Origin of the sequence: Pseudarthrobacter sp. fls2-241-R2A-127, assembly GCF_030209355.1 — a bacterium.
Lineage (GTDB): Bacteria > Actinomycetota > Actinomycetes > Actinomycetales > Micrococcaceae > Arthrobacter.
Map to the genome: position 1 here is coordinate 29075 of NZ_JARVSF010000012.1, position 20406 is coordinate 49480.

The 20406-nt window shown below is 68.5% G+C and carries 22 protein-coding genes and 1 riboswitch; of the genes, 11 read left to right on the plus strand and 11 right to left on the minus strand.

Annotated features, from left to right (window positions below; translation table 11 throughout):
• Nucleotides 1-104: 104 nt before the first annotated feature.
• Nucleotides 105-338, minus strand: a complete 234-nt coding sequence (locus QRN53_RS09345) for a DUF3073 domain-containing protein (RefSeq protein ID WP_018772127.1) — start codon at nt 336-338, stop codon at nt 105-107.
• A gap of 271 nt (nt 339-609) precedes the next feature.
• Between QRN53_RS09345 and QRN53_RS09350 the strand changes: the two genes are divergently transcribed.
• The gene (locus QRN53_RS09350) at nt 610-1287 is read left to right on the plus strand and encodes a septum formation family protein (RefSeq protein WP_285243739.1); all 678 of its coding nucleotides are present in this window, start codon (nt 610-612) and stop codon (nt 1285-1287) included.
• A gap of 44 nt (nt 1288-1331) precedes the next feature.
• On the opposite strand, the gene clpB is transcribed toward QRN53_RS09350, so the two are convergent.
• From clpB to QRN53_RS09375, 5 genes are all read right to left on the minus strand, one after another.
• On the minus strand, nt 1332-3974 hold the full coding sequence (clpB, locus tag QRN53_RS09355) for an ATP-dependent chaperone ClpB (RefSeq protein ID WP_285243740.1): 2643 nt from the start codon (nt 3972-3974) through the stop codon (nt 1332-1334).
• A 130-nt stretch (nt 3975-4104) separates the two neighbouring features.
• Complete coding sequence (locus QRN53_RS09360; protein ID WP_285243741.1) at nt 4105-5154, minus strand: sulfate/molybdate ABC transporter ATP-binding protein; 1050 nt, start codon at nt 5152-5154, stop codon at nt 4105-4107.
• Entirely contained in the window at nt 5151-6023 is an 873-nt protein-coding gene (locus QRN53_RS09365; protein WP_285243742.1) for an ABC transporter permease, read from the minus strand. The genes QRN53_RS09360 and QRN53_RS09365 overlap by 4 nt, the downstream gene beginning before the upstream one ends.
• A gap of 47 nt (nt 6024-6070) precedes the next feature.
• The gene (gene modA, locus QRN53_RS09370) at nt 6071-6907 is read right to left on the minus strand and encodes a molybdate ABC transporter substrate-binding protein (RefSeq protein WP_285243743.1); all 837 of its coding nucleotides are present in this window, start codon (nt 6905-6907) and stop codon (nt 6071-6073) included.
• Nucleotides 6904-7314, minus strand: coding sequence for a TOBE domain-containing protein (locus tag QRN53_RS09375; RefSeq protein ID WP_285243744.1), 411 nt, complete (start codon nt 7312-7314; stop codon nt 6904-6906). Before QRN53_RS09375 ends, modA begins: the two co-directional genes overlap by 4 nt.
• Nucleotides 7315-7431: 117 nt before the next feature.
• Between QRN53_RS09375 and QRN53_RS09380 the strand changes: the two genes are divergently transcribed.
• Together QRN53_RS09380 and QRN53_RS09385 are read left to right on the plus strand one after the other, a co-directional pair.
• Nucleotides 7432-8301: a DUF4031 domain-containing protein gene (locus QRN53_RS09380; protein ID WP_285243745.1), complete on the plus strand. Its 870-nt coding sequence runs from the start codon at nt 7432-7434 to the stop codon at nt 8299-8301.
• Nucleotides 8298-9119 (plus strand): 2-phosphosulfolactate phosphatase, encoded by an 822-nt coding sequence (locus QRN53_RS09385; protein ID WP_285243746.1) that lies wholly within the window; start codon nt 8298-8300, stop codon nt 9117-9119. Before QRN53_RS09380 ends, QRN53_RS09385 begins: the two co-directional genes overlap by 4 nt.
• 3 nt (nt 9120-9122) lie before the next feature.
• Here QRN53_RS09385 and QRN53_RS09390 read toward each other — a convergent pair whose 3' ends face one another.
• Nucleotides 9123-9524, minus strand: a complete 402-nt coding sequence (locus tag QRN53_RS09390; protein ID WP_285243747.1) for a YccF domain-containing protein — start codon at nt 9522-9524, stop codon at nt 9123-9125.
• 70 nt (nt 9525-9594) lie between these two features.
• Nucleotides 9595-10206, minus strand: a complete 612-nt coding sequence (locus QRN53_RS09395; RefSeq protein ID WP_285243748.1) for a phosphoribosylanthranilate isomerase — start codon at nt 10204-10206, stop codon at nt 9595-9597.
• A gap of 115 nt (nt 10207-10321) precedes the next feature.
• On the opposite strand from QRN53_RS09395, the gene QRN53_RS09400 reads away from it, so the two are divergent.
• The 7 genes from QRN53_RS09400 (at nt 10322) to QRN53_RS09430 (ending at nt 14451) form a co-directional block, all read left to right on the plus strand.
• Nucleotides 10322-10900, plus strand: coding sequence for a HutD/Ves family protein (locus tag QRN53_RS09400; RefSeq protein ID WP_285243749.1), 579 nt, complete (start codon nt 10322-10324; stop codon nt 10898-10900).
• A gap of 66 nt (nt 10901-10966) precedes the next feature.
• A riboswitch (guanidine-III (ykkC-III) riboswitch) is annotated at nt 10967-11033 on the plus strand.
• A gap of 10 nt (nt 11034-11043) precedes the next feature.
• Nucleotides 11044-11367, plus strand: coding sequence for a DMT family transporter (locus QRN53_RS09405; RefSeq protein WP_285243750.1), 324 nt, complete (start codon nt 11044-11046; stop codon nt 11365-11367).
• A gap of 2 nt (nt 11368-11369) precedes the next feature.
• Entirely contained in the window at nt 11370-11732 is a 363-nt protein-coding gene (locus tag QRN53_RS09410; RefSeq protein WP_285243751.1) for a DMT family transporter, read from the plus strand.
• Between the two features lie 9 nt (nt 11733-11741).
• Entirely contained in the window at nt 11742-12368 is a 627-nt protein-coding gene (locus QRN53_RS09415) for a nucleoside/nucleotide kinase family protein (RefSeq protein ID WP_285243752.1), read from the plus strand.
• A gap of 40 nt (nt 12369-12408) precedes the next feature.
• Nucleotides 12409-13422, plus strand: a complete 1014-nt coding sequence (locus QRN53_RS09420; protein WP_285243753.1) for an aldo/keto reductase — start codon at nt 12409-12411, stop codon at nt 13420-13422.
• A 54-nt stretch (nt 13423-13476) separates the two neighbouring features.
• Nucleotides 13477-13779 carry a putative quinol monooxygenase gene (locus tag QRN53_RS09425; RefSeq protein WP_285243754.1) on the plus strand — a complete coding sequence of 101 codons (303 nt, stop codon included), beginning with the start codon at nt 13477-13479 and terminating at the stop codon, nt 13777-13779.
• Nucleotides 13780-13800: 21 nt separating this feature from the next.
• Nucleotides 13801-14451, plus strand: coding sequence for an MBL fold metallo-hydrolase (locus QRN53_RS09430; RefSeq protein ID WP_285243755.1), 651 nt, complete (start codon nt 13801-13803; stop codon nt 14449-14451).
• Between the two features lie 145 nt (nt 14452-14596).
• Here the strand turns inward: QRN53_RS09430 and QRN53_RS09435 are convergent, their stop codons facing one another.
• Nucleotides 14597-16492 (minus strand): DEAD/DEAH box helicase, encoded by a 1896-nt coding sequence (locus tag QRN53_RS09435; protein ID WP_285243756.1) that lies wholly within the window; start codon nt 16490-16492, stop codon nt 14597-14599.
• A 315-nt stretch (nt 16493-16807) separates the two neighbouring features.
• Here QRN53_RS09435 and QRN53_RS09440 point away from each other — a divergent pair, with 315 nt between their 5' ends.
• On the plus strand, nt 16808-17563 hold the full coding sequence (locus tag QRN53_RS09440) for an SAM-dependent methyltransferase (protein ID WP_285243757.1): 756 nt from the start codon (nt 16808-16810) through the stop codon (nt 17561-17563).
• On the opposite strand, the gene QRN53_RS09445 is transcribed toward QRN53_RS09440, so the two are convergent.
• Together QRN53_RS09445 and QRN53_RS09450 are read right to left on the minus strand one after the other, a co-directional pair.
• The gene (locus QRN53_RS09445) at nt 17560-18966 is read right to left on the minus strand and encodes an MFS transporter (protein ID WP_285243758.1); all 1407 of its coding nucleotides are present in this window, start codon (nt 18964-18966) and stop codon (nt 17560-17562) included. The two genes, QRN53_RS09440 and QRN53_RS09445, sit on opposite strands and share 4 nt — an antisense overlap.
• Nucleotides 18966-20321, minus strand: a complete 1356-nt coding sequence (locus QRN53_RS09450; protein WP_285243759.1) for an MFS transporter — start codon at nt 20319-20321, stop codon at nt 18966-18968. The genes QRN53_RS09445 and QRN53_RS09450 overlap by 1 nt, the downstream gene beginning before the upstream one ends.
• Nucleotides 20322-20406 lie beyond the last annotated feature (85 nt).

Consider the following 20406-nt stretch of genomic DNA (forward strand, 5'->3'; position numbering starts at 1 on the left):
GGTCCTGTGCTATCCCTATATTGCGGGACACCACCTGCGGAGCTTGTTAGCGCGTAGCAGCGCCGCGGCCAGGAAGATCTGGGGCCTTGGCGGCTTTACGACAGCTAGCCGATGCGACGGTTGTCAACCTCGTCGTCATCGTCATCCAAATCATCCGCGTACTTATCCACATAAGCCGAATAGTCCGGCTCAACCGGTTCATTCGAGTAATGGCTCGTTGAACGACTGCCCGGGCCCGTCAGCTCACGCTGAAGTGCCGAGTAGTCAGTGTTCGGGGAGTAGTACTTGATATCCCGAGCCTGCTTGGTAGCTTTTGCCTTTTGACGGCCGCGCCCCATGGCGTGACCCCCTTTTGTACTTGGACCGGAGGTGGTCACCATGGCGATCGGTGAGGCCCCGGAATGTTTGGTCAATTTGTCGTACACCTAGATTACATGCTTTCGGCTGCCCCTGCTTGCCGCCAGCGGCCCCGTGATGGGGCGTGGGGTAACATGGCCCACTTCGGCCCGCAGGATCACGGCATTTTTCTTCGGTAGAGTCACTTGGGAACTACCGATTTTGGCCGGCTGCAGGCGAGCCGCGGAACAGAACCCAGGAGGATGCGCACCCGTGAACCACCAGGACATCCCGCCCAAGCCTGCCTCGCCGCCGCCTACCGGAAGCCTGCCGGCGGTCCCAAGCGGGAGCAACGGTTCAGCGCCTGCCCCGGAAGCTGTCACATGGTCCCATCCGGCCCCGGAATCCCCGGAGCGCCGCGCACCCAACAGGGCAACCTTCTGGAAGGTATTCCTCGCCGTCGTGATCGTGGCAGTCGCAGGCTCGTTGACGTGGCTTGCCGTGTGGTTGAACTCATCCTCCGGCACGGACAAGTCCGCCGCCGACGCGCCTGGGGTGCTGCAGACCACCCCCACTGCGCCGGCCACTCCCCAGCCTCTTCCGCGCGACGGAGTGGCACCGGCCGCCTACGCGGTGGGCGACTGCTTCAAGGACTTCGATCCGGAAGCGCTGGCCTCCACCGTCGTCGCCTGCGATACCGGCCATTCGGCACAGCTGGTGGCAACGTACCGCTACCCCGACGCAGCCGCGTACCCCGGGGCCGACCCGCTCAAGGCCAAGGCCCTGGAGGCCTGCCAGGCGGCCACGCTCGGACCGGCAGCCAACCAGTTCCACCTGAGCTACCAGCGCAGCTTCCCCAGCAGCACCAGCTGGGATTCGGGCGACCGCAGGGTGGATTGCTACGTCACCTCCGATACCGGCAACGTAATCACCGCCAGCGTGCTGCCCTGACGGTCCATCCGTCCGGGCGGCACGCTGCTGCGTGAGCCTGCCGGCTAGTCTTTCCGCCGGACGGACAAACCCGAGCTGGGGGCGCCCGTCAGCGTGTCCACGGCGCCTTCGGTGAGTTCGCCGAGGTCCGCCGCGGTATCAACCAGGACGGTGTCGCCGTCGCTGATGTCCCCCGCCAGGATGGCCTTGGCCAGCCGGTCGCCGATCTCGCGCTGCACCAGGCGGCGCAGCGGACGGGCACCGTAAGCGGGATCGTAGCCGGACAGGGCCAGCCACGCCTTGGCGCCCTCGGTGACCTCGAGGGTGAGCCGGCGTTCGTGGAGCCGGCGGCCCAGTTCGGCCACGTGCAGTTCCACGATGTGCGCCAGTTCTTCCACGGTGAGGGCGTCGAACAGCACCACTTCATCGAGGCGGTTGAGGAACTCCGGCTTGAAGGACGCATTGACGGTGGCCATGACGGCGTTGCGCTTGGCGGCGGCGTCCAGGGTCTGGTCCACCAGGAACTGGCTGCCCAGGTTGGACGTCAGCACCAGGATGACGTTGCGGAAATCCACGGTGCGCCCCTGGCCGTCGGTGAGGCGGCCGTCGTCGAGCACCTGAAGGAGGATGTCGAAGACTTCGGGGTGGGCCTTCTCCACCTCGTCCAGGAGCACCACCGAGTACGGGCGCCGGCGGACGGCCTCGGTCAGCTGCCCGCCTTCCTCGTAGCCGACATATCCGGGAGGCGCCCCCACCAGACGGGCCACCGAGTGCTTTTCCCCGTACTCGGACATGTCGATTCGCACCATGGCGCGTTCGTCGTCGAACAGGAAGTCCGCCAGGGCCTTGGCCAGCTCGGTCTTGCCGACGCCGGTAGGACCGAGGAACAGGAAGGAGCCGGTGGGGCGGTTGGGGTCGCTGATCCCGGCACGGGCGCGGCGGACGGCGTCGGACACTGCGGTCACGGCCTTGGACTGGCCGATCAGGCGGGTTCCCAGCTCCTCTTCCATGTGCAGCAGCTTCTGGCTTTCGCCCTGCAGCATGCGGCCGGCGGGGATGCCGGTCCAGGCGGAGATGACCTCGGCGATATCGTCGGCGGTCACCTGTTCGGCCACCATCTGCGCGGATTTGTCCGTAACGGCCGCTTCGGCTTCGGCCGCGGCATTCAGTTCGCGTTCAAGGGCCGGAATTTCGCCGTAGAGCACGCGGGAGGCAGTTTCCAGGTCACCTTCGCGGGCTGCCTTCTCGTACGCGCTGCGGAGTTCGTCCAGCTTTGCCTTGAGGTCGCCCACGCGGTTGAGCCCGGCCTTCTCGGCCTCCCAGCGGGCCTTGAGCCCGTTGAGCTCCTCTTCCTTGTCGGCCTTGTCCGCCCGGAGCGCGTCCAGGCGTTCCAGGGAGGCGGCGTCCTTTTCGTCCTGCAGTGCCAGTTCTTCCATGGTGAGCCGGTCCACCAGCCGCTGGAGCTGGTCGATTTCTTCCGGCGCGGAATCGATCTCCATGCGGAGCCGGGACGCGGCCTCGTCCACCAGGTCGATGGCTTTGTCCGGCAATTGGCGCCCGGAGATGTAGCGGTTGGACAGCGTGGCGGCTGCAACCAGCGCGGAGTCCGCGATGGCCACCTTGTGGTGCGCCTCGTAGCGCTCCTTCAGGCCGCGGAGGATGCCGATGGTGTCCTCCACGCTGGGCTCGCCCACGTAGACCTGCTGGAAGCGGCGTTCCAGGGCCGGATCCTTTTCGATGTTTTCCCGGTACTCGTCCAGCGTGGTGGCACCGATGAGGCGCAGTTCCCCGCGGGCCAGCATGGGCTTGAGCATGTTGCCGGCATCCATGGAGGACTCGCCGGTGGCACCGGCGCCCACCACGGTGTGGATCTCGTCGATAAAGGTGACGATCTGCCCCTCGGAGTTCTTGATCTCCTCCAGCACAGCCTTGAGCCGCTCCTCGAACTCGCCGCGGTATTTTGCACCTGCCACCATGGACGCGAGGTCCAGTGCGATCAGGGTCTTGCCGCGGAGGCTTTCCGGCACGTCACCGGCCACGATGCGCTGGGCGAGGCCTTCGACGACAGCCGTCTTGCCGACGCCGGGTTCGCCGATGATGACGGGGTTGTTCTTGGTGCGGCGGCTCAGCACCTGGACGATGCGGCGGATTTCGGTGTCACGGCCAATGACGGGATCCAGTTTGCCGGCGCGGGCCATGGCGGTGAGGTCCGTGCCGAACTTCTCGAGGGACTGGAAGGTGTTTTCCGGGTCGGGGCTGGTGACTTTGCGGTCGCCCCGGACACCCGTCATTGCGGCGAGCAGCGCTTCATGGGAGGCGCCGGCGTCACGCAACAACCGGCCGGTGGCGTCGCTGGCGGCGGAGAGGCCCAGCAGCAGGACTTCGGTGGACACGAACGTGTCACCCAGCCGCTCCGCGTCCTCCTTGGCAGTCTGGATGGCCTGCAGGGCGGGCCGGCTGAGCTGGGCTTGCTGGCTGGAGCCGCCCGACGTGGCAGGAAGGGCCTTGATGGCGCTGCTCGCCTGCACGCTGACAGAATCGGGATCAGCGCCGGTGGCGCGGAGCAGTGCGACGGCGACACCTTCCCGCTGGTCCATCAGCGCCTTGAGAAGGTGGGCCGGTTCGACCTGCGGGTTGCCGGCGGTTGAGGCATTCATTGCCGCAGCGGAAAGAGCCTCCTGGCTCTTGGTGGTGAATTTGACGTCCAAAGAGGGCTCCTTTCGGGGGCTTGATAACTAAGTTGAGTGTACTACGCTCAACTTTGCAGAACGACGCTCTCAAGCCATGTTTGCCCACGGCGAAACTGCTGTCCAGAGCCGGAGGTCCCGCCCGGTCGCGCTAGGTCCCGTACACCGAGACTGCGGCCGCCTTGACCACGAAGTGCACCGTGATTCCCGGCACCAGGCCGAGGTCCGCGGACGCCGCCGGCGTGATGTCGGCAGCCAGGCCGCCGGCCCGGACGCGGATCTGGTCGCCGTGCGGTTCCAGTTCGGTGATGGTCACCGAGAAGGAGTTGCGCGGGCTGCCGTGCGCGTCGGTAAGGAACACGGAAACGGCAGACGGCGGGAACACCGCCACCCCGGCCTGCCCGGAAGGCACCTGTTCGTCACCATGGCCGGCGATCCGCAGGCCTTCCACGGTGAGCACCCCCGTCCCGTCCAAGGTTCCGGGGACAAAGTTCAGCCCGGCCAGGCCGGCAGCAAACGCACTGCGCGGGCGTTCCAGCACCTCCCGCGTTGGGCCTTCCTCGGCAATCCTGCCGTTCTCCAGGATGACCACCCTGTCCGCGAGGATGAGCGCATCGAGGACATCGTGCGTGACGATGATGGCCTGCCGTCCCGCCAGGACGCGCTTGAACAGGCGGCGCAGCAGCGGAGCGGAGTGGATGTCCAAGGCGGCGAGCGGCTCGTCCAGCAGGAGGAGCGCGGGATCCGCGGCCAGCGCGCGTGCCACGGCGACGCGCTGGGCCTGGCCGCCCGAGAGCTCAGCGGGCCGGCGGCCGGCCAGGCCTTCCGCTTCGACCTCAGCGAGCCAGCGCAGGGCACCCTCCCGGGCGTCCCGTTTGGGAATCCCGGCACTGCGGGGCCCGAAGGAGACATTGTCCACCGCGTTCAGGTGCGGAAAGAGCAGCGGTTCCTGGGCGAGCAGGGCGGTTCCGCGGTGGTGCGGGGGCACCCAGGTGTGCTTGCCGCCGTCGAGGTCGAACAAGGTTTTTCCGTTGAGTTTCGCCACGCCGCTGTCCGGCCGCAGCAGCCCGGCAATACTGGACAGCAAAGTGGACTTTCCGGCACCGTTGGGGCCCATGACGGCCACGGTTTCGCCCGGCCCTACCGTCAAGGACACGTCGAATCCTCGCTTGGCCAGGGCTGCCTGGAAGGACAACGTCATTGACGGTTCCCTCCTGCCGGTGCCGGCGTCGTCGCCCGTTTTCCCGCCCCGCTGCGGGCCACAGGCCGGCCGTAGGCGAGCGCCACCACCGCCACGGCGACGGCCACCAGCACCAGCGACAGGGCGACGGCGGCGTCCGGGTCGGTTTCGCGCTGCAGGTAGATCTCCAGCGGCAGGGTGCGGGTGACCCCCTGCAGGCTGCCGGCGAACGTCAGCGTGGCACCGAACTCGCCCAGGCTGCGGGCGAAGGACAGGACTACGCCGGACGCCAGTCCGGGCAGGACCAGGGGAAGCGTGACCCGCCGGAAGACGGTGCCCGGGCGTGCGCCCAGGGTTGCTGCCACCGCCTCGTAACGGGAGCCCGAGGTCCGCAGGGCACCCTCCAGGCTGACCACCAGGAACGGCAGCGCCACAAACGTCTGCGCCAGCACCACAGCGGTGGTGGAGAAGGCGATCCTCAGGCCGAGCACCTCCAGGGTTTGCCCCAGCAGGCCTTGGCGGCCAAACGTGTAGAGCAGCGCGATGCCGCCCACCACGGGGGGAAGGACCAGCGGCAGGAGCACCAGCGAACGCAGCAGGCCCTGCAGCCGGAAGGTATCCCGGGCGAGGACCAGCGCAAGGGGGACGCCCAGCACAATGCACAGCACGGTGCTCGCCGCGGAAGTCCGCAGGCTCAGGCCCAGCGCCGTCAGCGACGATTCCGAGGTCACGAGCGGGATGAACTGCGCCCAGTCCACCCGGAGCACCATGGCAAGCAGCGGGAGGACCACCACGACGGCGGCGACAACCGCCAGGGCGCGCACCCAGCCGGGAACGCCGGAATAGCCTTGCCCGACCACCTTGGCACCTTTCGTGTTTACCTGGCTCATTGGCTTTCGGGGACCTGCCTGAGCTTGGACAATTGGGCCGCCCGGCATTACTGTCCGCCGGGCCCGAATCCGGCAGAAGCGACGATCTTTTGCCCTTCAGCGCCGGTCACCAGGCTGATGAAGGCCTGCGCTGCGGCCTTGTTCCGGCCACTGGCCACGCCCGCGATGGGGTAGGTGTTGACGGCGCCCTGGGACTCAGGAAATTCGATGCCGTCCACCTTGGCTCCGGCCGCCTTGACGTCCGTGCCATATACCAAACCGGCATCGGCCTCCCCCGACGTGACTTTGCCCAGGACGTCAGTCACGGCGTTTTCCTCGCTGACGGGAGACAGCGCAATCCCGGCCGCGTCTGCCACTTTCGCCGCAGCCGCCCCGCACGGGACCTGCTTGGCGCAGACCACCAGCTTGACGCCCGGCCGTGCCAGGTCCTTCAGCGCCGAAATTCCCGCCGGGTTGCCCGGCGGAACGGCGATGGCAAGGGTGTTGGTGGCGAAATTGCGGGGCGTGCCGTCAGCGAGGCCGGCGTCCTGCAGTTTCTTCATGTTGGCCGTGTCCGCCGAGGCGAAAACATCAGCAGGCGCGCCCTGGTTGATCTGGCTGGCAAGGTCCGAGGAACCCGCGAAGCTCAAGGTGACCTTGGTTCCGGGGTTCTCCGTTTCGAAGGTGCGTGCCAGCTCGGTGAAGGTGCCCTTCAGGGAGGCTGCCGCGTAGACCGCGATGGTGCCTGATGGCGCACCTGAGCCGGGGGCCGGATCGGACGTGCTGACGGCGGCCGGGCCGCCCCCGGCGGCGCAGCCGGAGAGGACTGCCAGTAAAAGTGCCGCCAGCGGAAGGACGGCGGCCCGCACGGCGGCCGCGGCTGGGCGGACAGGTTGCTTGCTCACGCGGTGGGCCGGCCTTTCGGGGATTCGATGATGACTGTGGTTGCCTTGACCACTGCGGTGGCGACGGAACCCGGTTCCAGGCCCAGGTCCCGTACCGCCTCGCTGCTCATGAGGGATACCACCCGGAACGGCCCGCACTGCAGCTCCACCTGGGCCATCACTTTGTCGGCGATGACGTTCGTGACCAGGCCGACGAACCGGTTGCGGGCAGAACTGCCGCCGCGTTGCGGATCATCCGGGAGCTGGGCCAGCTTCCGGGCGTGCGTGGCAAGTTCCAGTCCGTCGACGGCAAGCCGGCCCGAGTCGTCCCGGAATGGCGTGAGGGTTCCGTGGTCCGTCCACCGGCGGACGGTATCGTCGCTCACGCCCAGGAAACGGGCGGCTTCGGAAACGCGAATAAGGGCCATGTCGCAATACTAATCCGCAAATGCGATTACTTTGATGCCATCACAACGCACATGAGGAATTTGACCGCGGCGCCGGTCGCACGGCTAAGGGCCCGGCGGCAGCACTAGACTCCTTCCATGGCCATCTACATTGACCCGCCATTGTGGCCTGCACACGGAACGCACTTCTCACACCTGGTCTCCGATACATCGCTGGAGGAGCTGCATGTGTTCGCGGCTGCGGCGGGGATTCCCGAGCGGGCGTTCGACGGCGACCACTACGACGTCCCGGAGCGCCGGTTCGATGAACTGGTGGCGGCGGGAGCGGTTCCGGTGGAAGCCCGGCTCCTGGTCCGCAAGCTGATCGCCAGCGGACTGCGGATACCGGCCCGCCGGCGGAACAAATCGTTGAAAGTTCCCCTGCTGAACCGCTGGGAAGCGATCATGCCCGGGCACGATGCCCTTTTCCTGGACCTGCTGGACCGCTGGAGCGAGCCCCACCGCCACTACCACAGCTGCACCCACCTGCTTTCCGTCCTGGAGGCGCTGGACCTGCTCACCGAACCGGCCGAGGCACCACGGACCGTGCTGCTGGCGGCGTGGTTCCACGACGCCGTCTACCGGGGCACGGCGGGCCAGGACGAGGAAGAATCCGCCCGTCTGGCCGAAGACCGGCTCACCGCGGCCGGCCTGCCCGAGGCGGATGTGGCAGAGGTGGTCCGGCTGGTCCTGTTGACATCCGACCACCGGCCCGAACCCGGTGACGACGACGGCGCCCTCCTCTCCGACGCGGACCTGTCCATCCTGGGCGGGGAACCGGAGGAGTACGCCCGCTACCTCGCGGCCGTCCGGAAGGACTACGCGCACATCGGCGATGCCGACTTCGCCGCCGGCCGGGCCGCCGTCGTGCGCCAACTCCTGGAACTGGACCCGCTCTTCCACCACCGCCGAGCCAAGGAACTGTGGCAGGCCGCCGCGCACCGCAACCTGAAAGGCGAACTGGCATGAACGCTCCCCGTTCCACTCCGCGCCACACCCACTCAGCAAACGCCGCGCACCGCCAACTCCCGTTCGAGGTGCGGCTTGACTGGGGACTGAACGGCGCCAGGACCGTCGCCCCCGGCGCGGACATCGCGGTGGTGGTGGACGTCCTGTCCTTCAGCACCTGCGTCAGCGTGGCACTGGACCGGAACGCGGAGGTCTTCCCCTTCCCGTGGCGGGACACCACGGCGGAAGACTTTGCCGCCCACCACCACGCCCAGCTGGCGGGCCCCCGCGACGGCGGCGGCCTGAGCCTCTCCCCGGCAAGCATCCGCGGCGCAGAAACGCTGGAACGGATCGTCCTGCCGTCCCCCAACGGCTCTGAACTCTGCCAGGAGCTGGCAGGCGACGTTCCACTGGTGGCCTCGGTGTGCCTCCGCAACGCCGCCGCAACGGCGGACTGGATCGCGGCCAACCTTCCCGGCGACGCTGTGGTGGCCGTGGTTGCGGCCGGCGAGCGCTGGCAGGACGGTACCTTCCGGGCCGCCGTGGAAGACCAGATCGGGGCCGGTGCTTTCATCGCAGGGTTGGCAGCCGCCGGGAAGGGCGGCTATGAAGCCGGCGACGGCAGGCACGGCTATGCTCCGGAAGCCGTGGCGGCGATGGCCGTTTTCGAAGCCGCCGAGCCGCGCCTGCGCGAGGTGCTGTTGCGGTGCTCCAGCGGCCGCGAGCTGAGTGGCGCCGGCTACGCGGAGGACGTGGACATCGCGGCCGAACTGGACGGCAGCGGATCCGTGGCCATCCTGCAGGACGGCGTGTTCCGCCCGCTGCCGCCGGCGCGCTGACCCTTAGCGGTAGTTGCTGGCAAACGGCCTGCTGGAAGGCACGATCTGCTTGCCCAGCGGCATCAGGGACACCGGGATCAGCTTGAGGTTGGCGATGGCCAGCGGGATGCCCACAATGGTCATCGCCATGGCGAACGCCGTCAGCACGTGGCCAATGGCAATCCAGATGCCGGCAACAAGCAACCAGATCACGTTGCCCAGCAGCGAAAAGACACCATTGCCGCCGGGCCGGTCAACCACCATCCGGCCAAACGGCCAGAGCGTGTAGGCCGCGATCCGGAAGGACGCGATGCCCCACGGGATGGTGACAATCAGCAGGCAGCAGACTACGCCCGCCAGGAAATAGCCCAGGGCAAGCCAGAAGCCGCCGAAAACAAGCCAGATGATGTTCAGAAGTGTCTTCATGAACCCATTCTGCCCCCGCGCCTCCCGCAAGAAGGTAGGGGACTCCCCTGATCTTGCCCTGAGCGCAGCGCTATACCGCCGCTGTTGCCTTGGCGGCCTGCACGAAGGCGCGGATCTTTGCCAGGTTCTTCACGCCGCGGGACACCTCGACGCCCGAGGAGACGTCCACGCCCCAGGCCTGGGCAGCGGCTGACGCCTGGCCCACGTTGGCCGCGTCCAGGCCGCCGGCAAGCAGCCAGTCCCGGCCCTGCAGCACCGGCAACGCCGCCACGGAGGCGTAGTCCCAGGACTCTCCCGAGCCCGGCGCCGCCGCATCAATCAGGAGCAGGTCCTCGCCCCAGTCTTCGAATTCATCCTCGGATGCACCCATGGTGATGGCCCGGACCAGCTTCATGCCGGCGTTATGCACCGTTGCCACGTCCGCCCGGGAACGGTCCCCGTGCAGCTGGATCCATTCAAGGCCCGCCGCCCGGGCGATGGCGACGGCGTCGACCACGGGTTCGTCGCGGAACACACCGATCGGGCGAACTCCAGCGGGCACCTCCGACAAGAGGGAGGCGGCCTGGGAGGGCGAGACAACCCGGGGGCTGGCGGTGAGTACGAAACCTACGGCGTCGGCCCCTGCTTCCACCGCCGCGCGGACCGATTCGGGCGTACTGAGACCACACACTTTGACGAACATTCCCGGCTCCTTCAGGCTGTTTTCGCGTTGACCCCCCGCAGGAGATTAGCAGGGACGGGGCGCACCTGCGATGCCGGACCACTCCGGGGCCGGGCAGGGGAACTAGGCTGGGCTCATGCAGATCATCCGCTTCGCAGGGCTCAAGGCCGAACCATGGCGCAATGGGGGCGGGGTGACCAGGGAAATCGCCCGCCTGGATTCAGCCGAAGGCGGCTGGGATTGGCGGGTGAGCATCGCGGACGTCACCAAGGCAGGCGACTTTTCCGGGTTCCCCGGCATGGAACGGGTCCTGACGGTCATCGACGGTGAACTGCTCCTGCTCACCGTCGACGGCGCGGAGCAACCAGTGGAGAAGTACCGTCCCTTCAGGTTCGACGGCGGGGCCGCCACCACGGGGTCGCTGCCCACCGGAGACATCCGGGACCTGAACGTCATCACCCGTTCCGCGGCCTACAAGGGGTACACCTCCATCATTGAGCTGTCCAAGAAGCGGTCCCACCCGGTCTTCGACGGACAATTGGCGGTGCTGCTGCAGGGCCAGGCTGTGGTCAGTGAAGGCGGACAGGCGGACGGCGAGCCGGTGGAACTGGGCCGCTACGACGCCGTGGCAGGCTCAGACGCCAACAGCCCCGCGATCCTGGGCCGCGGCTTCCTGGCAGTTGTATCGATCGACCCGCTGGAGTCCGCCTCGTAGCAGCGCGTGTGGTGAGGTTGGGCACCATCGGTGGCCGCCCGGCGTCGTGCGTTGTTACGCTGGAATCCAAGGCTCCGCCCCTCGAGCCTCCGGACGACGGTTCAGTACCCGGCACGCGACAAGACTGGCCAAAGGATCTGGTCATGTCGTGGATAATTCTTCTTCTTTCCGGTGCGCTGGAGGCCGTCTGGGCAGCCGCCCTGCACCGATCCGCCCAGGTTTCCGGCCGCCGCCGCCTCGCGCCGGCGGCCCTGTTCCTGGTGGCCGTCGCGGCGAGCACCGGCGGGCTTGCCATCGCGATGCAGTCCATTCCCACCGGAACGGCGTATGCCGTATGGGTGGGGGTCGGCGTCGTCCTGACCTCCGCCTACGCAATGGCCGCCAAGGTTGAACGCCCGACGGCGGCCCGGCTGATGCTGCTGTCCGGCATCGCCGCCTGCGTGGTTGGCCTGAAGGTGGTGGCGTAACGGTGAAACGTTCAGTTCCCTGGCTGGTACTGCTGGCCTCCGCCGTCCTGGAAGCTGTCTGGGCCACGGCCCTGGGCCTGTCCGACGGCTTCAGCAAGCCGCTTCCCACCGTTGTTTTCGCCGTCACGGCGGCCTTGAGCATGCTGGGCCTGGGCATGGCCATCCGGAGCATTCCGCTGGGCACGGCCTACGCGATCTGGGTGGGCATCGGCGCATCGTTGACGGTGGGCTGGGCGATGGCCACCGGCGTTGAGCCCTTCAGCCTCCTGAAGCTCCTGTTCATTGCCGGCATCGTGGGCTGCGCCGCTGGCCTGAAGGCGTTGCCGGCACCAAAAGATGCACCACGGGTCCGCAGCGGTGACTAGGCTTTTGCCATGCACTCCCCCGAGATCGCCGTGGCCGTGGATTCCCTGCGGCGCCGGCTGCTGCCCGGAACGCGGACCATCCTGGGCATAGCCGGGGCGCCCGGGTGCGGCAAGTCCACGTTTGCAGCCTGGCTGCAGGAGCAGTTCAGCCCGGGCACGTCGGTGGTGGTGCCGATGGACGGCTTCCACCTGGGCAACGCGATCATTGACGGGACCCCGCTCCGGCAGCGTAAAGGCGCCATGGATACGTTCGACGCCGGTGGCTACCTTTCGCTGCTGCGCCGCCTGACGCTCCGGGACGAGGCAGTGGTGTACGCGCCGGAGTTCCGCCGCAGCCTGGACGAGCCGGTGGCCGCCTCGATCGCCGTCCCGGCCGAGGTTCCGCTGGTGATCACCGAGGGGAACTACCTGCTGGCGGACCAGGAACCGTGGAAGGAAGTGCGGGCGCAGCTGGACGAGGTCTGGTTCCTCGAAACCCCGCACGACCTCCGGCTGCAACGGCTGGTGGACCGGCACGTGTCGTTCGGAATGGACCGGGACGCAGCGGTTGCCTGGGCCACCGGACCCGATGAAGCCAATGCCCGGCTGATCCAGGCCGCCCGCCCGGCGGCGGACCGCGTCATACCCTGGCTGTAAACGTCCCCCTTCCCCACCGCAGGAACCGAACAGGAGCACCATGGCACATAACCCCACTGACCACGGCCGAAAGATCCGGCTCGGCGACGGCCTGGCCGTCAGCCCCCTGGGCTTCGGCGGGATGGCCCTCACGCCGGTCTACGGCGAGGTGGACCCTGCTGAGGCACTGCAGACCCTGCACCACGCCCTCGACGCCGGGGTCAGCTTCATCGACACGGCCGACATCTACGGCGGGGGCAGCAACGAGGAGCTCATTTCCCAGCTGCTCAAGGACCGGCGGGACGAAGTCCAGCTGGCCACCAAGTTCGCGCTGGTGGGCAACCCCGCGGACGGCTACACGGACATCAGGGGCGATGCGGAGTACGTTCGCCAGGCTGTGGACCGGAGCCTGCAGCGGCTGGGCACCGACGTCATCGATCTGTACTACATGCACCGCCGCGACCTCAGAGTCCCCATCGAGCAAACCGTGGGCGCCATGGCGGATCTGGTGAAGCAGGGCAAGGTCAAGCACCTGGGCCTGTCCGAGGTGACGGCGCAGGAACTCCGGGACGCATCCGCCGTCCACCCGATCTCCGCGGTCCAGAGCGAGTGGTCCATCTGGAGCCGGGATGTGGAGCGCAACGTGGTTCCCGCCGCAGCAGAGCTTGGGGTGGGTTTTGTCCCCTACTCCCCGCTGGGCCGTGGCTTCCTCACCGGCACCGTGGACACCTCAAGCCTGGGCGAAAATGACTTCCGCCGGAACATCCCGCGCTTCGCCACGGATGCCGCCAGCGCCAACCAGGCGGTGGTGGATGCCATCAGGTCCGTGGCGGACCAGCTCAACGCCACACCGGCGCAGGTGGCCCTGGCCTGGCTGTTCGCACAGGGCAAGCGGCTCGGCCTGCCCGTCGTCCCCATCCCCGGCACCCGGAAGGCTGCCCGGATCGATGAAAACCTTGGCGCCCTCGCCCTGGACCTCACCCCCGCGCACCTGGAGGTCCTCGCCGCGGCCTCGGACGCCGTCGTCGGGTCCCGCTCCGCTAACCCCGCCTGGGTGTCGGAAGGGCGCGAATAAGGCCTTTTTGTTTCCAACCAAACCGTGCAATTGCCAGCAATTCTAAGGAGCCCCATGCCTGCCATCGTCCACTTCGAAGTCCGGATCGACCCCGCCCGCCTCGACGACGCCGCGAAGTACCTTTCCGAAACGCTCGCTGCCACCCGCGCCTGGCCCGGAAACCAGGGCATCGAGGCGCTGGTTGATGACGCGGACCCCTGCCACATCCTGGTGGTGGAAACGTGGGCCACCACGCAGGACCACGACGACTACGCGGCCTGGCGGACCACGCCGGAAGGCAAAAACGCGCTGCACGAAATACTGGCAGGCCCGCCGTCCAAGCAGGTCTACTCCACCACGTTGCCGCTGGCCCTGTAGCCCGTCCCTAGACTGAAGCCCATGGACTCACTTCTCTACGACCTGCCGGCCATCACCATCCGCAGCATCTCCGTCAGCCAGATGGACAACAACGTGTACCTGCTGACCGCCAAGGACAGCGGGGCGCAGCTGCTCATTGACGCCGCGGATGACCTTCCCGCCATCCAGCAGTTGCTGGCGGACGGTGCCCGGGACACTGCTGTGGAGACGCGGCTGGCCCTGATCGCCACCACGCACCAGCATTGGGACCACGTGCGGGCGCTGAAGGAGCTGGTGGACGCCACGGGGGCCCGGACAGCGGCGGGAACGGACGACGCCGATGCGTTGCCGGTTCCCGTGGACGTGCGGCTAAGCCACGGGGACGTCGGGAATTTCGACGGCTTCGACGTGACCGCCGTGCACCTGCGGGGCCACACGCCCGGCTCGATCGCGTTGGTGTACCAGGACCCGGAAGGGCCGGCGCACATCTTCTCCGGTGACTCGCTGTTCCCCGGCGGGGTGGGCAACACGCAGAAGGACCCGGAACGATTCGCCCAGCTCCTGTCCGACGTCACGGAGCGGTTGTTCGACGCCTACCCGGACACCGCCGTCGTGCATCCCGGCCACGGCAAGCCCACCACGCTGGGGGCCGAACGGCCGCACCTCGAAGAGTGGCGCGCCCGCGGCTGGTAGCAGCCCCTTAAAACGCATCGAGTGCTCCGCAGTTGTCGTTTAGACGCGTCATAACGACAACTACGGAGCACTCGATGGGTTGGCTCTGGGCCCACGCCGGCAGGGTTCCCTGGCCGAGCCTGCGAGGCGAGGGGGCCGGTGGGGATCAGCGGCCGCGGCGCTCGTTCGACGCCGGAGCCGATGCGCGCCTGGGGCCGCTGCGGGCGGGACGGCCCGAGCCGCCGTTGCCACCGCTGGCGGAACCGTAGGAGCCGCCGGAGGTTCCGCCGGTGTTCGAGGACCAGACAGCCTTGCTTCCGCCGGCGCCTGACGAACGCTGGCCGGAGGCGCCTGCCGCTGCACGCTGGCCGGTTGCCGGCCGCCCGCTGCGCTGGCCACCGCCGGACGCCGGGCGCCCGCCCGAGGCCGGACGGCCGGAGCCGCCGCGCGGAGCGTCGCTGCGGGTGATCCGGGAATCGCCCCGGCCCTCTGCTGCACGGCCGTCGGAACCGCGGCCGGCCGATGAGCGGCCACCTGCTGCGGGGACGTCGTTGCGGTGGGTCGAAGCGGTGCCGCGGCCACGGGCATTGCGGCGGGCGGCCGCCGCTGCAACAGCGCGGTCCTCGTTCTGCTCTGCGTTGCGGTCGAAGGCGGCGCGGGCTTCGGTCCGGCCTTCGAAGGCTGCTGCGCGGCGTTCTGCGCGGGGGGAGTCACTGCGGGCGGGCTCGGCCGAAACCTTGCCGCGTCCGCCGCGACCGCCACGGCCACCGGCGCTGGGCGCAGCCTGGCGGCGTGCACGCTTGCGCTCGGCATTGGCACCGGTGGAGGTACCGGCACCCTGCTTGGGGGCTTTGGCCGCCAGCAGCGCGGCGCGGGTGCGCGGGTCGACCTTCTCGGCGATGTCGCCGACCAGTTCTGCCACGATCGGAGAGCTGGCGGTGACGCGCTCGAAGCTGACGTCCACGCCGGCAGCCTTCATGAGCTTCTTCACGTCGGACTGCTGCTCCGGCAGGGTCAGGGTAACCACGGTGCCGTCGGAGCCGGCACGCGCGGTGCGGCCGGAACGGTGCAGGTACGCCTTGTGCTCGGTGGGCGGATCCACGTGGATGACCAGTTCGACGTCGTCGACGTGCACACCGCGGGCTGCGACGTCGGTGGCCACCAGGACGCGGACGTCGCCGTTGGAGAACTCGGCGAGGTTGCGGTCACGGGCGTTCTGCGAAAGGTTGCCGTGCAGGTCCACGGCGGGGATCCCGGCGTCGGTCAGGGTCTTGGCCAGCTTGCGGGCGTGGTGCTTGGTGCGCATGAAGAGGACGCGGCGGCCGGCGCCGGAGGCGAGCTCCACGATCAGCTGCTTCTTGACGGTCTGGTCGTTGACCACCAGCACGTGGTGCTCCATGGTGGTCACGGCCGCCTGGGGGTCGTCCACGGAGTGGGTCAGCGGGTTGGACAGGTAGCGCTGGACGATCTTGTCCACGCCGTTATCCAAGGTGGCGGAGAAGAGCAGCCGCTGGCCCTGGCTGGGGGTCATGTCCATGAGCTTCTTCACCACGGGCAGGAAGCCGAGGTCGGCCATGTGGTCGGCCTCGTCCAGGACGGTGATTTCCACGCCTTCGAGGGTGAGGATGCGCTGGCGGATCAGGTCCTCCAGGCGGCCGGGGCAGGCGATGACGATGTCGACGCCGGCGCGCAGCGCCTTCTCCTGCCGGGCCTGGGAGATGCCGCCGTAGATCACGGTGGTGTTCAAGCCTGCGGCCTTGGCCAGCGGCTCGATGGTGGCGTTGATCTGGGTTGCCAGTTCACGGGTGGGTGCCAGGACCAGGCCCATGGGGCGGCCGGGCTTGCGGAAGTGCTTGGCTTCCCGCTCAGCGAGTCTTGCTACAAGCGGGATGGCGAAAGCAATGGTTTTACCGGATCCGGTCCGGCCGCGGCCAAGGACGTCACGGCCGGAAAGGGTGTCCGGGAGGGTCTTCACCTGGATGGGGAACGGTTCAACGATTCCCTGCGCGGTGAGTGTGTCTGCAAGGGCCTTGGGAGTACCGAGGGCAGCAAAAGTAGTCATGTAGTTTTTTACGGTCTTTCTGGCGGTATCCGGGCGGATATCGGCCCCCGATGCCGGTTGGACCAGGGGTTTCGCCGAAGAAAAGTCAGGTGATCAACCGGGCGCTGTAAATAGGACAGCCGGCCGGGACCAAATGGAACGCGTTCATCGACGCAGGATGTGCCTCTCACATGAAGAAAGCCCACTCCCTGGAAGGAACTCCAGATCCGGAGCAGGCGGCATCACTGCACATCAAGTTCCTCCAGTCTACCATCCCGCCGCAGGGAGCCCGTCCGCGGCGTTGCCATCGGAGGCATGGCGGGGCAGTGTTGGAGCATGAGCGAACACCCGGGGCACGGCCAGGACACGCACCAAAACGAAGCGCACCAGCACCACGCGCACCACGCCGGCGAGGTGCCGGAAACGGGCGGCGGCGTCAGCCCCGGGGCGGTTTGGGACGAGCGGTACCGGAGCAAAGCCCGGCTCTGGAGCGGAAAGCCGAACCCCCAGCTGGTCCATGAGGCCGGCGGCCTGCGCCCCGGCAAGGCACTTGAACTGGGGTGCGGCGAAGGCGCCGACGCGATCTGGCTCGCCCGGCAAGGCTGGTCCGTGACCGCCGTGGACGTTTCCGCCGTGGCGCTGGAACGGGCCCGCTCGCACGAACTGGCCGAGCTGGCACGCGAAAGCGTCAACGCCGCCAACGGGGACATCCGCCGCCGGATCACCTGGCAGCAGGCAGACCTGACGCAGTGGCAGCCTGAAGGTTCCTACGACCTCGTAACCTCGCAGTTCCTGCACTCCCAGGAGCTCGATTGGCGGGTCCCGCTCCGGGCCGCCACCTCAGCCGTCAAGCCCGGGGGGACCCTGCTGGTGGTGGGGCACCACCCGGACCGGCTGCCGCCGTGGGGCAACGACCACCACCAGCACCTGGAGATGTTCTACACCGGAGACCAGCTGGTCCGGGAACTGGCGCTGGACGGCCCGGGCTGGCAGCTGGAGGTACTCACCAGCCGCGAGCGCCCGGCAACCGGGCCGGACGGGCAGGAGGCCACCCTTGCGGACGTTGTCCTGCGCGCCACCCGCCTTCCCTAGCCGGACTGGCCCTTCTTCCCGGTGACACGCGGTGCCACCAGCACCGCGGCCACCCCCAGGGCCGCGGTGAAGGCGAAGACGCCCGCAAAAGACTGGACCGTCGTCGAAAATGCCGCGAAGACGATCCCGGTGGCGGCCAGCGACAGCGCCCCGCCCAGCGAGTCCGCAATGGACATGGCGGAACTGTTGAAACCCTCGTTGTCCTTGCTGGACAGAGCCAGTGTCATCACGCTCAGCCGGGGATAGACCAGGCCCATCCCGCCGCCTGCCAACACCCAACCGGCGATGGCGACGGCGGCCGGCCAGTGGAGGCCCGCGGTGGCCAGCGCCAGGACGATGGCAACCAGCACCATCAGCGACCCCGCCCGGACAGCACTCCGGTGCTGCAGCCGCGGGCCCATGCGGCCCTGGACCGCGGCGGCACCGGCCCACGCGAGCGCCCCGCTGGTGAGGGTGACGCCCGCCAAGGTGGGCGGGAAGCCATACTGGTCGATCAGCAGGTAGGGAAGGTAGACCTCCGCCCCGAAGAAGGCCGCCGAAGCGAGGCCGCGGGCCAGGATCACGCTGGGCAGGCCGCGCCGTGCGCGAAGGGTCCCGGCGGGCACCAGCGGCCGGACCGCGGCCAGGGCAAGGACGACGGCGGCAACGGCCAGGAGTGCCTTGGCCGGCGGAAAAGCGGGGATGCTGAGGCCGGCGGAGAGGTTGAGCCCCAGTACGGCCAGCGCGGCCAGGACCGCCCACCCGAGCCGGGCGAGAGCCCACGGCGGGATGGTTTCTTCCGCTTCGCCTGGCGATTCTGCCGGGTCCAGTCCGCGCAGGACCGGAACGATCATGGCGAGCGCCGGAACGACCAGTCCCACGACGCCCAGGAACACCCAGTGCCAGCTGAAGACCTGCGCCACCACACCGGCCGCGAAGGGCCCCACCAGGGAGGGCACCACCCAGGCGGCCGAAAACGCGGCGAAGATTTTGGGATGCAGCGTGCCCGGGTAGAACCGCGCCACCAGGACATACAGGGCCACGGTGAGGGCGCCCCCGCCGAGGCCTTGGACCAGGCGTCCGGCGACCAGCATGGGCATGGAAACCGACGTGCCCGCAACGAGCAGGCCGGCCACGAACAACGCGACGGAGGCATACAGCGGAAGCGCGGGACCGCGCCTGTCCGACCAGTTGCCGGCGCCCACCATGCCGATGACACCGGTGGCCAGCGGTCCTGCGAATGCCAGCGCGTAGAGGCTCCCGCCGTTCAGTTCCCGGCTGGCGAGCGGCATGATGGTGGTCACGGCCAGGGATTCGAACGCAGCGAGGAACACCAGGGCGCAGGTACCCACCGTCACCCAAATGTACGGGGGCCGGAAGATCCCCGTGGCGTGGTGGACGGCGGGAAGCGTGGGGTCCTGCATTACGGTTCCTCGCCCACGTACCCGTTCCGGCCGGAACGGTAGCCGAAGACGGCCGCGAGCAGGCCCACCACCGTGAACAGGATGCCGGCAGGCACGAAGGATCCGGTGGCCTGGTGGAGCTGGCCCACCATGAGGGTGCCGGTGGAGCCCACCCCATAGCCCACGCCCTGCATCATGCCCGACAGGTGCGCGGCGGTGTGCCCTTCCCGCGTGCGGAGCATAATCAAGGTGAGCGCACAGGCCGTGAGGCTGCCCTGGCCCAGGCCCAGCAGGCCTGCCCAGAACCAGATCAGGTCCAGCGGGCCCAGGATGCTCAGCACGAATCCCGCGCCGGTCATCAGCGCCACCACGGCATTGATGGTGCGCTGGTCGCGGAACTTCGCGGCCAATGCCGGTGCGAACAGGGAGCCCAGCATCTGCAGGCCGATGCAGACGGCCACGATCAGCCCTGCCGTGGCCCCGTCCACGCCCCGCTCGCGGAGGATGGGCGCCAGCCAGGCGAAACCGCTGAAGGACATCATGGCCTGCAGCACCATGAAGATGGTCACCTGCCAGGCGACGGAGGAGCGCCAGACGTTGACGCCGTCCCGGACCGCCTGGTGCCGCACAGAGCCCTGCCGCACGGCCACGGGAAGGAACAGCACCAGGACGACGGCGGCGGGCACCGACCAGACCCACAGCGCCTTGGTCCACTCCCCCGTCGCCGTGTAGACCGGGTAGGTGAAGCCGGCCCCGAGCGCCGCAGAGGCACAGATGGCGGTGGTGTAGAGGCCGCCCATGAGTCCCAGACGGTGCGGGAAGTCCCGCTTGACCAGGCCCGGGAGGAGCACGTTGCACAGGGCGATCGCTGCGCCGCAGGCGGCCGTCCCGGCCAGGAGCGCGGGCAGGTGGCCGGCCCCGCCCACGATTGCCCCGGTATCAACGGGCCGCAGGAGCAGTCCCGCTGTCAGCAGGGCCATGGCGCCCAGCAGCACCCGTTCCGCGCCGAACCGCCGGGCCAGCACCGGGGCCAGCGGCGCGAACACACCCAGCAGCGTCACGGGGACCGTGGTCAACACCACCACGGACCAGCCGGGCAACCCGGCCTGCGACGTCACTTCCGGCAGGACCGCGGACAGGCTGGAGAAGACGCTGCGCAGGTTCAGGCCGATCAGGACCAGGCACACGCCCAGGTAGACCAGGGCGCGCCGGCCGCCCACCCGCGTAGGACCCGCCGCGGGCAGCTCATCAATTTCAGCGTCCACCAAGGTACCCGGGTCCACCCGGCTGCTGCCCGTCCGGGCCCGCACCTGGGGGTCCCCGGAAACAGCCCGTTGCCGTTGCCTCATTGCCTCGGCATTCGTTGCGTCCGTCATCCGCCCATTCTTGCAGGCGGCCACCGGCGTGGAGTTTTCCACATACGGATGCGCGCACCTCCCGGCGCTCCAGGCAGATTCGTAG

Coding starts and splice junctions, on each gene's coding strand:
- QRN53_RS09345 (WP_018772127.1), bottom strand. CDS start 338: ATGGGGCGCGGCCGTCAAAAGGCAAAAGCTACCAAGCAGGCTCGGGAT.
- QRN53_RS09360 (WP_285243741.1), bottom strand. CDS start 5,154: ATGACGTTGTCCTTCCAGGCAGCCCTGGCCAAGCGAGGATTCGACGTG.
- QRN53_RS09365 (WP_285243742.1), bottom strand. CDS start 6,023: ATGAGCCAGGTAAACACGAAAGGTGCCAAGGTGGTCGGGCAAGGCTAT.
- QRN53_RS09375 (WP_285243744.1), bottom strand. CDS start 7,314: ATGGCCCTTATTCGCGTTTCCGAAGCCGCCCGTTTCCTGGGCGTGAGC.
- QRN53_RS09380 (WP_285243745.1), top strand. CDS start 7,432: ATGGCCATCTACATTGACCCGCCATTGTGGCCTGCACACGGAACGCAC.
- QRN53_RS09385 (WP_285243746.1), top strand. CDS start 8,298: ATGAACGCTCCCCGTTCCACTCCGCGCCACACCCACTCAGCAAACGCC.
- QRN53_RS09390 (WP_285243747.1), bottom strand. CDS start 9,524: ATGAAGACACTTCTGAACATCATCTGGCTTGTTTTCGGCGGCTTCTGG.
- QRN53_RS09395 (WP_285243748.1), bottom strand. CDS start 10,206: ATGTTCGTCAAAGTGTGTGGTCTCAGTACGCCCGAATCGGTCCGCGCG.
- QRN53_RS09400 (WP_285243749.1), top strand. CDS start 10,322: ATGCAGATCATCCGCTTCGCAGGGCTCAAGGCCGAACCATGGCGCAAT.
- QRN53_RS09405 (WP_285243750.1), top strand. CDS start 11,044: ATGTCGTGGATAATTCTTCTTCTTTCCGGTGCGCTGGAGGCCGTCTGG.
- QRN53_RS09415 (WP_285243752.1), top strand. CDS start 11,742: ATGCACTCCCCCGAGATCGCCGTGGCCGTGGATTCCCTGCGGCGCCGG.
- QRN53_RS09420 (WP_285243753.1), top strand. CDS start 12,409: ATGGCACATAACCCCACTGACCACGGCCGAAAGATCCGGCTCGGCGAC.
- QRN53_RS09425 (WP_285243754.1), top strand. CDS start 13,477: ATGCCTGCCATCGTCCACTTCGAAGTCCGGATCGACCCCGCCCGCCTC.
- QRN53_RS09430 (WP_285243755.1), top strand. CDS start 13,801: ATGGACTCACTTCTCTACGACCTGCCGGCCATCACCATCCGCAGCATC.
- QRN53_RS09435 (WP_285243756.1), bottom strand. CDS start 16,492: ATGACTACTTTTGCTGCCCTCGGTACTCCCAAGGCCCTTGCAGACACA.
- QRN53_RS09440 (WP_285243757.1), top strand. CDS start 16,808: ATGAGCGAACACCCGGGGCACGGCCAGGACACGCACCAAAACGAAGCG.
- QRN53_RS09445 (WP_285243758.1), bottom strand. CDS start 18,966: ATGCAGGACCCCACGCTTCCCGCCGTCCACCACGCCACGGGGATCTTC.
- QRN53_RS09450 (WP_285243759.1), bottom strand. CDS start 20,321: ATGACGGACGCAACGAATGCCGAGGCAATGAGGCAACGGCAACGGGCT.